Genomic DNA, 14,099 nt, shown 5'->3' with positions numbered 1-14,099 from the left:
TGGGGACCGCGTACCCGTACGGAGCCCTATGGAGCCGTACGGCACGTCTTAGGATGGCCGCCGCCCCCGGAGCGGCCCCGCCCCGGCCCGGGGCGCTGAACTGCGGCGGACGGGTGCGGAGGCGGGCGGATGGGCCAGGCGGGCGCGGGCGCGCGGGCGGGGGCCGGGACGGCCGAACGGCAGGGCAAGGGCGGCGAGGCGGGGTCCGGCGCCGAAGGGGAGTGGTCCCCCGGACTGCGCGAGCTGAAGAAGGAGCGCACCCGACGGGCCCTGTCGGACACGGCGATCGCGCTCTTCGTCGAGCGTGGCTTCGACGCGGTCCCGGTCACCGAGATCGCCGCCGCCGCCGGGGTGTCCAAGCCGACGCTGTTCCGGTACTTCCCGGCCAAGGAAGACCTCGTGCTGTACCGGTTCGCCGACCACGAGGGCGAGCCCGCCCGGGTGGTGGCCGCCGCGCGCCGGGCGGGGGTGCCGCCGCTGGAGGCGCTGCGCCGCCATGTCCGGGCGGGCGTCGAACGGTCCGATCCGGTGACCGGGCTCGGCGACGCCCCGGAGATCCCGGCCTTTCTGCGGCTGCTGTACGGGACTCCTGGTCTGGTCGCCCGGTTGTACGCGTACCAGTGCCGGTCCGAGGAGTCGCTGGCGGCGGCCCTGGGCGCGGGGCCCGGGGCCCGGCAGGCGGCGGCCCAGATCGTGGCCGTACTGCGGGTGCTGGCCGAGGAGAACGGGCGGCGGATCGCGGCGGGCGAGAGCGTGGCCGCGATCCGGCCGGACGCCCTGGCGGCGGTCGACGCGGCGTTCGCGCGACTGCGGGACGGCCTGGGGGACGGCTCGGGGGACGAGCCGGTGCGTCCGGAGCCGTCGGAGCTGTCGGACCCGTCGGAGTGGGCCGAGTCGCCGGAGCCGTAAAATGTAACCGAGTTAAAAACTGAACCGAGTTGTATTAGGCTCGGCGGAATGACACCGCCCGAGCCGTCCGCCGTGCCCGTGCCCGCTCCCGCCGCTGTCCCCGCCTCCGCCGATTCCGCCGCTTCCGACTCCGCCCCCGACTCGGCTCTCGACCGTGAGCGGGCCCGTCACGACCGGTGCCGGGCCGCCCTGACCGCCATGGCCGGTGACGCCGCCGAACGGGTCGTCACCGGGGAGCACGCCTTCGCCTCCGGCGCCGACGCGGAGGTACTCGGCTACGAACTCCGCAGCCGCGCCCGTGAACTGGCCGACGACCCCGGCGGCCCCCTCTTCTTCGGTCGGCTCGACTTCACCGACGGGCCCGCCGCCGGTGACCACCGGGGCCAGCGCTACTACCTGGGCCGCCGCCGGATCACCGACCCCGGCCCCGAATCCGGCCCCGGTACGGGCCCGGGGACCGCGCCGCCGCTGGTGATCGACTGGCGCGCCCCGGTGGCCCGCACCTTCTACCAGGCCGGGCCCCGGGCCGCGTACGGCGTCCGGATCCGCCGCCGGTACGGCTGGGCCCCGCTCGCCACGGGTCTCTCCGCCGAACTGACCGGCTTCGAGGACGAGTACCTCGAAGGCGCCCCCGCTCCCGCCGCCACCGCCGATGCCGCCGACGCCGGGCAGCCGCTCGGCCCGCTCAGTCCGCTCGTCACGGCCGAGCTGGAGCGCCCCCGGGTCGGCCCGATGCGCGATATCGCCGCCACCATCCAGCCCGAACAGGACGACCTGGTCCGCTCGGGCCTCGCCGAAACCGTCTGCGTCCAGGGCGCCCCCGGGACCGGCAAGACCGCCGTCGGCCTGCACCGGGCGGCGTTCCTGCTCTACACCCACCCCCGGCGGCTGCGCCGGGGCGGACTGCTGGTCATCGGCCCCAACCGGGCCTTCCTCGGCTATATCGAGCGGGTGCTGCCGTCCCTCGGCGAGACCGGGGTCCGCCAGTCGACGCTCGCCGAGGAGATCACCCGCCACCCGGCCGCCGCCCCCGCCCCGGGCGGCACCCCGGATGCCGAGGACACCCCGGCCGCCGCCGTCGTGAAGCACGACGTACGGATGGCGGACGTCCTGCGCCGCGCCCTGTACGCCCGGGTCGGCGGCCCGCTCCCGGACGGTCCCGGCGCCGGGCTCGTCGTCCCCGACGGCTCGTACCGCTGGCGGATCCCGGCCGAGACGCTGACCCGGATCGTCGCGGAGGTCAGGGCCGGGGAGCCGCCCTACGAGACCGGGCGCGAGCGGGTCCGGGACCGGGCCGTACGGGAGATCCGGCTCGCCGCCGAACGCCGGGCGGGCCCGCGCGGCACCGGATGGGTCCGGCGGATCGAACGGTCCCGGCCGGTCGGCGCCTTCCTCGACGCGGTATGGCCGAGGACGACGCCGGAGGAGGTGCTGACCGCGTTCCTCGCCGATCCGGCGGACCCGGCGCTCACCCCGGCGGAGCGCGCCGCGATCCGCCGCCCGGCCCCGACCCCGGCCCCGGCCCCGGCCCCGACTTCGGCCTCGACTTCGGCTTCGGCCCCGGCCCGGTCCCGTACGGGGGCCCGGCGCAAGGCCCGGCCCCCGGTCTGGACCCCGGCGGACCGCGTCCTCCTGGACGAACTCGCCGGGCTGATGGCCCGCCCCGACGGCTACGGCCATGTCGTCGTCGACGAGGCCCAGGACCTGTCGCCGATGGAGTGCCGGGCGGTCGCCCGCCGTACTGCCTTCGGATCGCTGACCGTCCTCGGCGACCTCGCCCAGGGCACCAGCCCCTGGGCCGCCCGCTCCTGGCCGGAGCAACTGGCCCTGCTGGGACGCCCGGACGCGAAGGTGACGGCGCTGACCACCGGATACCGGGTGCCCGGCGCCGTACTGGAGTACGCGAACCGGCTGCTGGGCTCCCTCGGGGTCGACGTACCGCCCGCCCGGTCGGCCCGGCCCGGCGGCGAACTGACGGTCCGGCGGGTGGCCGAACTGACCGCCGGGGTGGTGGCGGCGGTACGGGACGCGCTCGCCCGGGAGGGTTCGGTCGCCGTGATCGCGGACCGCCGGGACGCCGCCCGGCTGCGTACGGCACTGGCGGCGGCCGGGCTCGGGTCCGGGGCCGCGGGCGGACTCGGGGGCGGATCCGGGGGTGGCCCGGACGAGCCGGACCGGGTGGCCGTCCTCCCCGCCGATCTCGTGAAGGGCCTCGAATACGACCATGTCGTCGTCGCCGAGCCCGCGGCGATCGCGGCGGCGGAGGAACGGGGGCCGCACCGGCTGTACGTGGTCCTCACCCGGGCCGTCTCCCGGCTGACCGTGGTCCACGCCCGGCCGCTCCCGCGCGAACTGACGGACTGACGGACAGGGGGCGTTCCGGCCCGACCGACCGCGCCCCGGCCGCGCCCCCGGCCCCGGGTCCGGTAACGGCCCGTAGCCCCCACGGTCCCCGCCGCCCGCACCGGGCCCCGCCCACCCCGCCGCCCTCTCCCCCCCCGGGGCGGGATTCCGGACACCCGGTCGACCGGTGGCGGCCGTTCCGTACGGCCGTTCGGTACATGCGTGTCACATGTACGCCCGACGCCAGCCACCCGCGGCTCGAAGTGGCCGTCTTTACTACGCCAATCAGAGCGGCTGTCCACGGCGCGCGGCGCAAATTGCACCCTTCGCAACTCTCCCGCAACCCCCCGGCGGTTACCGCCGCACGGGCCCGGGTACTCCCCCGGCACAACGCGACTCACCGACCGCCCGAGCGGGCCCCACCAGCTATTTCGCCCGACGGCCCGCCCCTCGGCCACCCGGCCCGGGGAAGCGGTTCGGGGCCGCCGCCCGCCCGGGTCGCGCCGGTGAACCCTCTACGCCCTCCGGGAATGTGGCGGAAAGACCCCATTGGACGACGCCCGGCCCGCAAGTACTATGCGCCGTCGTTGATCTATACAGCTAACGCCCCGCGCACTTCCGCGCTCCGTGTGTGATCGTTCGCCGCCAATCGTCGTCTCCGCTATGAGGTGATCCAGGGTGGGACCCCATTTGACCGTTCCGCCGATCTACGCGCCGATACCTCCGGCGATCCATCCAAGACACGCCGTCATCGACGCGCGTACGGCGGCCTGGGCGGAGTCGTTCGAGATCGGCTCGCCCGAACTGCGCAGCAGACTCGTCCGGCACGACATCGGCACCTTCTGCGCCCGGATCCTGCCGGAGGGCAGAGAGGAGGTGGTCAGCCTTCTCGCCGACTTCGTGCTCTGGCTGTTCGGCGTGGACGACGGCTACTGCGAGGAGAGCGACCTGGGCCACCGGCCCGGCGATCTCGTCGGGGTCCTCCACCGGCTGCTGCGGGTCGCCCAGGACCCCGAGGGGCCCTTCCTGCTGGCCGACCCGCTCGCCAACGGGCTGCGCGACCTGCGGGCCCGGATCGACAGATTCGGTACGTACGCCCAGGCCACCCGGTGGGTGGACGCCCTGCGGGAGTACTTCTTCTCGGTGGTCTGGGAAGCCGACCACCGCCGGGCCGGTACGGTGCCGAACCTCGACGACTACACCCTGATGCGGCTCTACGACGGCGCCGCCACGGTCGTGTTCCCCCTGCTGGAGATGGGGCACGACTACGAGCTGACGCCCCAGGAACGGGACCATCCGGCGACCCGGGCGCTCTGCGAGATGACGTCCTTCATCATCAGCTGGGACAACGACATCTTCTCGCACCACAAGGAGGTGTCCGGCAAGGGCTTCTACCTCAACGCCCTGCGCGTACTCCAGCACCAGGACGGGCTCTCCCCGGCCGCCGCGCTCGCCACGGCCATCGCCCAGCGCGACCGGGTGATGTGCCTCTACCTCCGGCTCCACGACCACCGGGCAGGGACGGCGAGCCCCCGGCTGCGCCGCTATCTGTCGAGCCTGCGGCACTTCGTCCGGGCCACCCAGGACTGGAGCGTCAGCTCCCGCCGCTACACCACCCCCGACAACCCGGCCGACCTGCCGAGCAGCTTCCGCAGCACCCCGACGGACGCGGGCACGGAGCCGCTGGACATTCCGGTGATCCGGTGGTGGTGGTCGCTGCTGCCCGAACCGGAAGGAGCCCGGGATGACGAGACGCCGTTACGCAGGCCCGCCGTCGCGGGCCGCTGACCGAACCGAAACCGACCCCCGGGCGGGGCCGGGCCCCGCCCCGGTCCCGTCCCGTGCGGCCCGCACCCCCGTCGCGGGCCGTACGCGGCAGGCCCGTAACGGGGGCTGTCCGGCGTCCGGCGGCCGGTCCGGACCGATCGGCGCGGCCCGGAAACGGCCCCGGCTCCCGTCCTCCGGCTCCTGCTGTCAGGGTCCTGTTGTCCGGCTCCTTACTGTCCGGGGCCTCGCTGTCCCGGTCCCGTTGTCCGGGCCCCGTCCTCCGGTTCCTACCGGCCGCCGCGCGGCTCGGTGAACCGGATCATGTTTCCGGCGGGGTCCCGGAACGCGCAGTCGCGGACGCCGTAGGGCTGGTCCATCGGCTCCTGAGCCACCTCGCCGCCCGCCGCGCGGATCTTCTCGAACGTGGCGTCGCAGTCGGCCGTACGGAAGATCACCCCGCGCAGCAGCCCCTTCGCCAGCAGCTCGGCCACCGCCTTCCGGTCGTCGTCCGAGGCACCGGGGTCGGCGAGCGGCGGTTCCAGCACGATCTCCACATCGGGCTGCTCCGGGGAGCCGACGGTCACCCAGCGCATCCCCTCGAAGCCGACGTCGCCCCGGACCTCCAGGCCGAGGGCGTCGCGGTAGAAGGTGAGGGCCTTGTCGTGGTCGTCGACGGCGATGAAGCACTGCGAGAGTTTGATGTCCATGCGTTTCACGCTACGGCCGGGGAACCGAGGACGCTTCTCCGATCCTGACCGGTTGCCCGGCCGGGACCGCCGCCCCGGTCCCGGGCCCGGTTCCAGCCCCGGTCCCGGTCCCGGTACGCCGTACGGGCCGGGTGCGGATCTTGGCGTAACAGGCGGGTATGGCCGCGCCGGCGCCGTGGTCCCGCGCCCGGTAGGCGCTCGGGCTCTCGCCGACCAGCTCGGTGAAACGGGAGCTGAACGACCCCAGGGACGTACAGCCCACGGCCATACAGACTTCGGTCACCCCGAGATCGCCCCGCCGCAGCAGCGCCTTGGCCCGCTCGATCCGCCGGGTCATGAGATAGCTGTACGGCGTCTCGCCGTAGGCCGCCCGGAAGCTCCGGGAGAAATGCCCGGCCGACATATGGGCGCCCCTGGCGAGCGCCGGGACGTCCAGGGGCTGGGCGTAATCGCGGTCCATCACGTCACGGGCGCGGCGCAGCCGGACGAGATCGGCCAGGGGAACACTGGACATGCTCTCCACGGTAACGACCACGACTGACAATGACCGAATTGTCGGTATAGCCGGTAAGGCCCTGCTTTCGCCGCGCGGTCCGCCCGTACCGAGCCGCCCCGCAGGGCTCTACGCCTCTCGCGCGGTCCGCTCCAGCCGCTCGCGGTACCGCTCCCACCACGCGGTGTCCCCGTCCGGCACCCCGGCATTGGCCGGGAGCATCCCCACGGAGCCGTCGATCAGCTCCCGGAGGATGTCGGCGTGCCCCGCGTGCCGCTGGGTGTCGGCGACCACCCGGACCAGGGCATGCCGCAGGGTTACCTCGTCCCGTCCCCGGGGCCACCACGGCACCCGTCCGACGGTGTCCAGCGGCAAGGCAGCCACGGTCGCGTCCGCGTGTGCCCACGCCCGCCGGTAGAGCCCGGTGACGAACGCGCGGGACTCGTCGGCGGCGGCCCACATATCGGCATTGGCCTCGGCCCCTTCCGCGACCCACGGCAGCGGCTCGCCGGACGGCCGCCCGAAGGTGTCCCCGAGATAGCCCAGCTCCACGGTGGCCGCGTGCTTCACCAGACCCAGCAGATTGGTCCCGGTCGGGGTCATGGGCCGCCGGACGTCGTACTCCGGGAGCCCGTCGAGCTTCCACAGCAGGGCTTCGCGGGCGTCCCTCAGATAGCGGAGGAGATCGGCCTTGTCGGCATCCTGAGTGATGGTCATACGAATAGTCTCCCGCCAGGTCGATCATCAACCGCCGGTCATGGCCCGCCGGTCACGTCCCCGGCCGCTGCCCGCTCGGCGGCGTCGGCGAGTACCGACCGCAGCCGGGCCAGGCACTCGGCGACAAAGGCGGGGTAGGTGTTCCAGTAGTACGGGACACCGCTGACGGCGACCGCGACGGCCCAGGCGCGGGCGCGTAACCAGGTCGTGTCGTCGAGGTCCAGGGCGTCCCAGTAGGACCGGCGCGCCTCGGGCGGCAGATCCCAGACCGTGGAGTGTTCGGCGTCGGGGAAGCCGACCGAGAGCCCGCCGAAGTCGATGACCGCGTACAGGGCGCCGTCCCGGACCAGGAGGTTGCTCGGTTTGAGGTCGCCGTGCAGCCAGCCGTGCGGCGCGGTGGGGTCCGGCAGGGCGAGGGCGGCCCGCCACAGCTCCTCAAGGGCGTCGACGTCGAGTTGGTCCCCCACGAGGGCCCGGCAGCCTGCGAGGGCCTCGGTGACCGAGGGGTCGCACGGGGCGAGGGTGCCGCCCCGGTACCAGTCGAGGCCGTCGGCCCGTACCGCGCCCATCGGATCGGCGCCGTGCAGCTCCCGTACGAACGCGGCCAGATCGGCCCCGAAGGCGGCCCAGTCGCCGACGGTGCCGGGACCGGCGACCTCCCCGTCGATCCAGCGGTAGACCGACCAGGGCAGCGGGAAGGCGGCGCTCGGCGACCCGGCGTGCACGGGCTCGGGCACCGGCCGGGGGAGCAGCGGCGCCAGCCGGGGCAGCCAGCGCTGTTCCTTCCGTACGGCATCGGCGTTGTCGGCGGTCCTCGGCAGCCGGACCAGCAGCTCGTCGCCGAGCCGGTACATGGTGTTGTCCGTTCCCGCGCCCGCGGCGGAGAGCGGGAGACCGGCCCACTCCGGGCGTTCGGCCGACAGCAGCGACCGGACCAGGGCCGGGTCGGCGGGGATCTCGTTCTCGTGCAGCGTCACGGGCGTCCTCGGCTCGCAGGGGTCACCGGGGCAGTCTCATCGCCGGGCGGGGCGGAAGCCACCGACTTTCCCCGGCGGTACGAGGCCCACGGCCAGGCCCGTAGCCCGGCCCCGCGTCCGGCCCGGAACAGCGGTACGCCGCCGACACGACGTTCCGTGTCGGCGGCGTACCCCCTCCCGCTCTCAGCCCCGGTCCGGATCGGGATGCCGGTCCTGGTCCCGGTCCCGGTCCGGAATCAGAACAGGCCCTTGAACGTGTTCCAGCCCCCGCTGCCGACCAGTACCCGGCCGCCGTACGCCCCGGCCCCGTTCGCCGAGTACCGCCACAGCTTGCCCGTGGTGTCCCGGGCCAGCAGCTCGGGCCGTCCGTCACCGGAGAAGTCGCCGGTGCCGACGACGGCCGAGTAGATGTTCCAGCCGTGGCCGATCCGCTCCCGCGCGGTCACACCGCCGGTCGCGGTCCCGTAGTAGCGCCACAGCACCCCGGCGGAGTCGATCCCGATCAGATCGCCGCGCCCGTCGCCGTTGAGGTCACCGGCCCCGGTGATCCGCGGGTACAGCTTCCAGTTGGTCCCGATCCGCAGCCGGGCCTTGACCCGGTGATCGGCCGTACCGGAGTAGTAGTACATATCACCGGTGGACTTCTGGCGGGCGATCAGATCGACGTACCCGTCGCCGTTCGTATCACCGGCCGAGGTGATCTGGTCGTACTGCGCCCAGCCGTTGCCGATCACGGTGTACGGCGACGATGCGCCGACGACCTTCCCGCAGCCGGGGCGGTAGGCCCGCAGCTGGTCGCCGACCCGGGCGAGGACGTCCCCGCACCGGTCGCCGTCGACATCGCCGTAGGGGACGAGGACGGTGTCGGCGGGGAAGGCGGTACCCGTACCGGGGATCCGGGCGGACAGCCCGCCCGTACCGTTCCCCCGGTAGAGGGACGCGGCCCCGGCGGAGTCCGTCACCAGCAGATCGCCGTAGCCGTCGGCCCCGGTCATGTCCCGCCATACGGCCGCGCCGCCGCTGACCGCGAGGGCCCCGGAGACCGAGAGGTCGGCGCCCTGCCCGTCGGCGGGCTTCACGGTCAGCGTCCAGTCGTACGCCCCGTCGGGCGCGGGCCGCCCGTTCGCGTCCCGGCCGTCCCACGACGCGTCGACCAGGCCGCGGGCCTCGCCCCCGGTGACGGTCCTGACGACCGTGCCGGTCCCCTTGTGCCGCAGTGCGAGGGACCAGGAGGCGCCGGGCTTCGACAGCCACCACCGGGGCTTCCACACCCCGCCGCCGGCCTGGACGCCGCCGGCCTGGACGCCGCCGGCCTGGACGGCGCCGACCTGCGCGGCGGCGGGCACGTCGGCGTCGACGGCCGCGATCCGGGATGCGGTCACCCCGGACGGGACGATCCGCACCCGCCGGTCCGCGCCCGTGTAGGCGATATGACCGCCGAAGCGGTCGACGGTCCAGCCGGACCTGCGTACGGTCCGGTCGCCCAGCTCGGCGGCGGTGGCGACCACCCGGCTCGGCAGATCGCGCTCGGCGGCCCCGGCCGGGAAGCCGTTCCCCAGATCGACCAGGGTGAGCCCGGCCGCGTCGGAGCGGCGGACCAGATAGCCGTCGCCGAGCAGGGTCTCGTCGGCGCCGAGCGGCAGGGTCCGCTTGGTCTGCCGGTCGTAGACCCCGGCGCCCTTGAAGTCGTGCCAGTAGTTACTGCACCGGAAGTAGACCCAGCGGCCCACAGCCTGGAGGTCGCGGGCGACACAGCCCGCGTCGAAGGACTCACCCGCGGCGCCCGTCGCCAGGCTCTCCGCCGCCACCCGGGTCGGGACGCCCGAGCCGGTGTCGTTCCACGCCCCGGCGGCGCTCCACAGGGTGTCGCCCCAGACGGAGGCCGCGACCGGCTTCCGCTTCTTCACGACGCTCCCGGTGGCGCCGTCCTTGAAATGCAGCACCGCCTGCTGCCCGCCCCAGCCCTGGTCGACGATCCCGTACCGGCCGGACAGGTCGACCAGTTCGGGGTTGCCGAGCCCGGACGTGATCCGGGGACCCCAGGCGTCGGAGCCGTTCCGGTAGAGCATCGTGGCGCCCTGCTCGGTCGCCGCCTCCCGGCCATGTTGTCCGTCACCGCCCGCGAACATGGTCACGCAGTAGACGCCGTCGGTGCTGCCGCAGTCGGCGTCCCGGCCGGACGCGAGGGCGTCGACGGTCGACCGCAGCTCCTCCGGCCGGCCGGAGGTCTTGAGCCAGGTACTGCGGTAGGCGCCGATATAGGTGTGCGGGCTGTAGAGCCGGGAGTCGTCGGCCGTGGTCAGGATGCCGCTGCCGAGCGCGATGCCCGCGGGCCTGGCCTCCCGGTCCTCGACGTCGGCCAGCCGCTTGCGGATGATCTCGCCGCCGGGGCCGGTGCTGAAGAGGTAGTGGCCCCAGTCGAGGGCGCCTTCCCAGGTGTGCGTCTCGGCGCCGGTCACCAGGAGCGAACCGTCGGGCGTGCGGTGTACGGAGGTGGCGGCGACGGCCAGCAGCGCCCTGCGCTCACCGGCGCTGTCGTGGAAGACGAGTTCATTGCCCCGGTACTCGTTGTTCCCCGGGTTGGGCGGGGAGACCGTGACATGGCCACCGGCGAAGGGCCGGACGACGGCGTCGTATCCGCCCACGTCCCGCAGATCGACCGTGACCGGCTCCGCGCCGAGATCGTCCCGGCGGTACACCTGGGCGCTCTGGTTGCCGGGGGCTCCGTGGTGGAAGACGGTGTCCCGGTCGAACGAGACGCTCTCGCCCGCCGTGGAGAGCGTCTTCAGGGAGCCGGTGGCGAGGTCGACCACCCACCACCCCTGGGACATGGTGGTGTCCACCCACTTGATACCGCGTACGGCGACGGAGCGGGCGTCGCCCTCGCTGATGGTGAGATTCCAGCCTTCGGGTAGGCCCGTCAGCTTCCGGTCCCGTACCTCCCCGTTCACCAGGTCGAGCAGATGCAGTCCGGTGGTCTCCCGCTCGGTCCCGGTCCGGGTGACGACGGTGTCGCCGTACGTCCCGACGTACGTCTGCCCCTCCGGCAGCGGAATCGTGGTGACGGGACCGCCGCCACCGGCGCCCCGCTGAAGCGTCACCCGCGGCGACGGGGACTCCGAGTAGACGGCGACGGTGTCGGAGCCGTGCCCGAAGTCCTTCGGGTACGAGGCGAACCGGAACCCGTCCACGTCATAGGCGAGCGGCTCCGGCAGCCGGTGGGCGAGTACGGTCGCCGCACCGGTGGCGTAGTCGGTCCAGCGGAGCCGGTCGTCCCCCTCCCGGGCGGTGAGGAAGCCCGTCTCCCCGGTATTCAGAACGATGGTGGCCCGGGGCACGAACCGCGCGCCGGGGCTGACGACCACGGGACCGGCGGAGCTGCCGCCGGTCCCGGTGGAGCCGGTACCGGAACCGGCGGCGACGGCGGTCCCCGCCGTCACGCCGATCCCGGCGGTCACGGCGAGCGCGACGGTGAGAGCGATAGGTCCGGCCAGGCGCCGACGACGCGAGGCCCGCTGGTCCGGCGGACGAGTCATGAAGTGGTCCCTCCCCAGGGCAACCGGCGCGAGGGGGCAGTGGAATCGGCCATCTCCTCAGCGCGAGCAGCGCGACATTAGCAGGAGGCGAACATCACGCGACACCCGTTTCGAACGAGTTCAAGACCTCTGCCGACCCGCCGCCGTACCGGGGATGACCTGCGGGTCGGCGACGGCGACCGGTCGGCGGCCCGGACGTACGGGCCCGGCCGCCGCCGTCACCCCGCCCGGGCCGGGCCCGACTCCGGACCCGACGCTTTCCGGCCGCCGTACGAGCCTGCTGATCCCGCCGACGTTCCACCCCTTCCGGCTCCGGCGTCCGGAGCCGGAACGGACCCCGGCCCCGGAATTCCCGGCCTGCCGCGCGAGCCGGTACTCCTCGGCCGCGCGGTGGAGTTCCCGTGAACGGACCAGATGCCAGACGGCGTAGTCGCCGCTCACCCCGGCCGCCGGGACTCCACCACATCGGCGACCACACAGCTGATGTTGTCGGGGCCGCCGGAGCCGTTGGCGAGATCCACCAGCTCACGGACGGTCGGCCCGGGCTCCCCGGCCCCGGCCAGCACCCGGTGGATCTCCTCCTCCGACGCGACGGCGGACAGCCCGTCCGAGCAGAGCAGATACCGGTCCCCCCGCCGGACCTCGCGCAGCCGCAGCTCGGGGGTGCCGTCGGCCCCGGGGCCCAAGGCCCGGGCCAGCAGCGACCGTTGAGGATGGGAGACGGCCTCCTCCGGGCTGAGCCGCCCCTCGTCGACCATCGCCTGCACCACCGTGTGGTCATGGGTGATCCGGAACAGCTCGCCGTCCCGCAGCAGATAGGCACGGGAGTCGCCGATGTGGACGAGAGCCAGCCGGGACCCGGTCCAGAGCATCGCGGTGAGGGTGGTCCCCGCCTCGTCACCCGTCTCCGCGGGCGTCTTGTCGGGGGGCGAAGAGCCTGCGGAGACCCCGTCGACGGCCCGTTTCGCCTCCGCCACGGTGTCTTCGAGGACATTGAGCAGATCGCCCACCGGTACGTCGCCGGATTCGAGGCGCCTGAACACCTCGACGGCGGCGGCGCTCGCGGGCCCCCCGCCGCCGCCGTATCCGTCGGCGACCGCGAGCAGCCGGGCCCCGGCATAGGCGGTGTCCTGATTGCCCGCACGCACCAGGCCCTGGTCGGACAGGGCGGCGTAACGGAGTTCCAGCGGTTCGGATGTCGTCACCATGGCGGAGTCCTTCCGGGACAGATGATCGACGAGGAAGCCGGCGAGATCCCGCCGGGCCGCGGTATCGGCCTCGACCCGGGCCCAGAACGCCCGGATCTCCAGCGCCGCCGCCCCGCGTCCAACGTACGGACGTAACGGATCCGGGCCAGCGGCATCCCCAGCCGCCGCAACCAGGCGACCAGCCGGGCCTGCTCCAACTGCTCCGGCGCGTAGAACCGGTAACCGGTCACCGGATCGACCCGTACGGGCGTCAGCAGCCCCGACTCGTCGTAGAGCCGCAACGCCTTCGGCGACAGCCGGGACGCCTTCGCGAACGCCCCGATGGTCAACAGCCCCATCCCGCCCTCCTCGCACCGGGCCCGTCGCCCGGCTCCACCGATGCTGCGGCTTCCCCAAGGGTGAAGGTCAACCACCGCTCCCGGGCGGCCCGTCAGCCCGGCCCGATGCGGTCCCCGAGCCAGGAGCCCACTCCGTCGAGTGCCGTCGCGGCCATGGCCGTCGGGTGGCTGATGAAGCCGTGGGGCGCCTCCGGGTAGACGCGAAGCTCGACGTCGTTCCCGGCCGCCGACAACCGGCCCGCCAGCGCCAGATTGTCCTCCAGCAGGATGTCCGCGCCGCCGACGACCAGCAGCGTCGGAGGAAGCCCGGCCAGGTCGCCGTAGAGGGGCGAGATACCGGGATTCGTACGGTCCTCGACGTGCCCGGCGTACGCCTGGATGAAGTACTCGTCCGCGATCGCGCGGCCGGCCGGTGTCCGCGCGCTGAGGTCGTAGGCGCCGAAGTAGAGCGCGGCGCCGCTGAACCGCCCCACGACCCCTCTGTCCTTCAGCCGGAGCAGGGTCACCAGGGCCAGATTGGCTCCGGCGGAGTTCCCCCCGATCGCGAGCCGTCCGGTCCCGAACCGGCTCTCCGCCTCCTCGATCAGCCAGCGGGCGACCGCCTCGCAGTCGTCGGGCGCGGCGGGCCAGGGGTGTTCGGGCGCCAGCCGGTAGTCGACGCTGACCACGGCGAGGCGCCGGGTGTCCGCGAGTGCCCGATTGCGTACGTCTCCGCGCGCGGCGCAGTCCATGTAGAACCCACCCGCGTGAATGTCCAGATAAACGCCGAGCGGCGGCCCGCCGACCGGCAGGAAGATCCGCACCGGTACGCCCGCTTCCCCGGCCCCGACGGTCTCCTCGACGGCAGGCGGATCGACGCGGGGAGGCACCGGCAGCCCGGCCCGCGCCTCCTCTAGTTCCTCCGGCGAACCGGGCGCCCGGCCCGGCGCTCTCGCCCCGTAGAAGGCCCGTACCTCGTCGATCTGCTCCGCCGGTACCTCGGCCAGTAACGCATCCAACGCCAATCGCACGGGCCCTCCCCCTCGTTCGGCTCCCCTTGGCACGGTAGCGCGGCCCGGCACCGCAATCAGGGGTTCGGGGCGCACGGGGCGGAACCTGTTCCGC

The 14,099-nt window shown here is 73.9% G+C and carries 10 protein-coding genes and 1 pseudogene; 3 read left to right on the top strand and 8 right to left on the bottom strand.

The annotated features are described in order from the left end of the window. Positions 1–129 precede the first annotated feature (129 nt). The 3 genes from AB0G74_RS14415 to AB0G74_RS14405 all read left to right on the top strand — a co-directional run bounded on the left by AB0G74_RS14415 (position 130) and on the right by AB0G74_RS14405 (position 5,040). Complete coding sequence (locus AB0G74_RS14415) at positions 130–909, top strand: TetR family transcriptional regulator (RefSeq protein WP_361145134.1); 780 nt, start codon at positions 130–132, stop codon at positions 907–909. Between the two features lie 198 nt (positions 910–1,107). Beyond that, positions 1,108–3,273 carry an AAA family ATPase gene (locus AB0G74_RS14410; protein ID WP_361145312.1) on the top strand — a complete coding sequence of 722 codons (2,166 nt, stop codon included), beginning with the start codon at positions 1,108–1,110 and terminating at the stop codon, positions 3,271–3,273. A gap of 669 nt (positions 3,274–3,942) precedes the next feature. Next, entirely contained in the window at positions 3,943–5,040 is a 1,098-nt protein-coding gene (locus AB0G74_RS14405) for a selina-4(15),7(11)-diene synthase (RefSeq protein ID WP_361145131.1), read from the top strand. Positions 5,041–5,306: 266 nt separating this feature from the next. On the opposite strand, the gene AB0G74_RS14400 is transcribed toward AB0G74_RS14405, so the two are convergent. From AB0G74_RS14400 to AB0G74_RS14365, 8 genes and pseudogenes are all read right to left on the bottom strand, one after another. After that, positions 5,307–5,726, bottom strand: a complete 420-nt coding sequence (locus AB0G74_RS14400) for a VOC family protein (protein WP_361145128.1) — start codon at positions 5,724–5,726, stop codon at positions 5,307–5,309. 10 nt (positions 5,727–5,736) lie between these two features. Continuing rightward, entirely contained in the window at positions 5,737–6,240 is a 504-nt protein-coding gene (locus AB0G74_RS14395) for a helix-turn-helix transcriptional regulator (protein ID WP_361145125.1), read from the bottom strand. A 108-nt stretch (positions 6,241–6,348) separates the two neighbouring features. Next, positions 6,349–6,936, bottom strand: a complete 588-nt coding sequence (locus AB0G74_RS14390) for a DinB family protein (protein WP_361145122.1) — start codon at positions 6,934–6,936, stop codon at positions 6,349–6,351. 38 nt (positions 6,937–6,974) lie between these two features. Further along, positions 6,975–7,913 (bottom strand): aminoglycoside phosphotransferase family protein, encoded by a 939-nt coding sequence (locus tag AB0G74_RS14385; RefSeq protein WP_361145120.1) that lies wholly within the window; start codon positions 7,911–7,913, stop codon positions 6,975–6,977. Between the two features lie 236 nt (positions 7,914–8,149). Beyond that, a complete protein-coding gene (locus AB0G74_RS14380; RefSeq protein WP_361145117.1) occupies positions 8,150–11,449 on the bottom strand; it encodes an FG-GAP-like repeat-containing protein in 3,300 nt (1,099 codons plus the stop codon). Between the two features lie 120 nt (positions 11,450–11,569). Continuing rightward, positions 11,570–11,890 carry a hypothetical protein gene (locus AB0G74_RS14375; protein ID WP_361145115.1) on the bottom strand — a complete coding sequence of 107 codons (321 nt, stop codon included), beginning with the start codon at positions 11,888–11,890 and terminating at the stop codon, positions 11,570–11,572. After that, positions 11,887–12,995 (bottom strand): annotated as a pseudogene (locus AB0G74_RS14370) (MerR family transcriptional regulator). The gene AB0G74_RS14375 and the pseudogene AB0G74_RS14370 overlap by 4 nt, the downstream one beginning before the upstream one ends. A gap of 92 nt (positions 12,996–13,087) precedes the next feature. Beyond that, positions 13,088–14,005 (bottom strand): alpha/beta hydrolase, encoded by a 918-nt coding sequence (locus AB0G74_RS14365; protein WP_361145112.1) that lies wholly within the window; start codon positions 14,003–14,005, stop codon positions 13,088–13,090. Between the last annotated feature and the right edge of the window lie 94 nt (positions 14,006–14,099).

It is taken from the genome of Streptomyces sp. NPDC020875 (assembly GCF_040641415.1).
In the GTDB taxonomy this organism is placed as follows: domain Bacteria; phylum Actinomycetota; class Actinomycetes; order Streptomycetales; family Streptomycetaceae; genus Streptomyces.
This window is presented reverse-complemented; position numbering and strand designations above follow the sequence as displayed.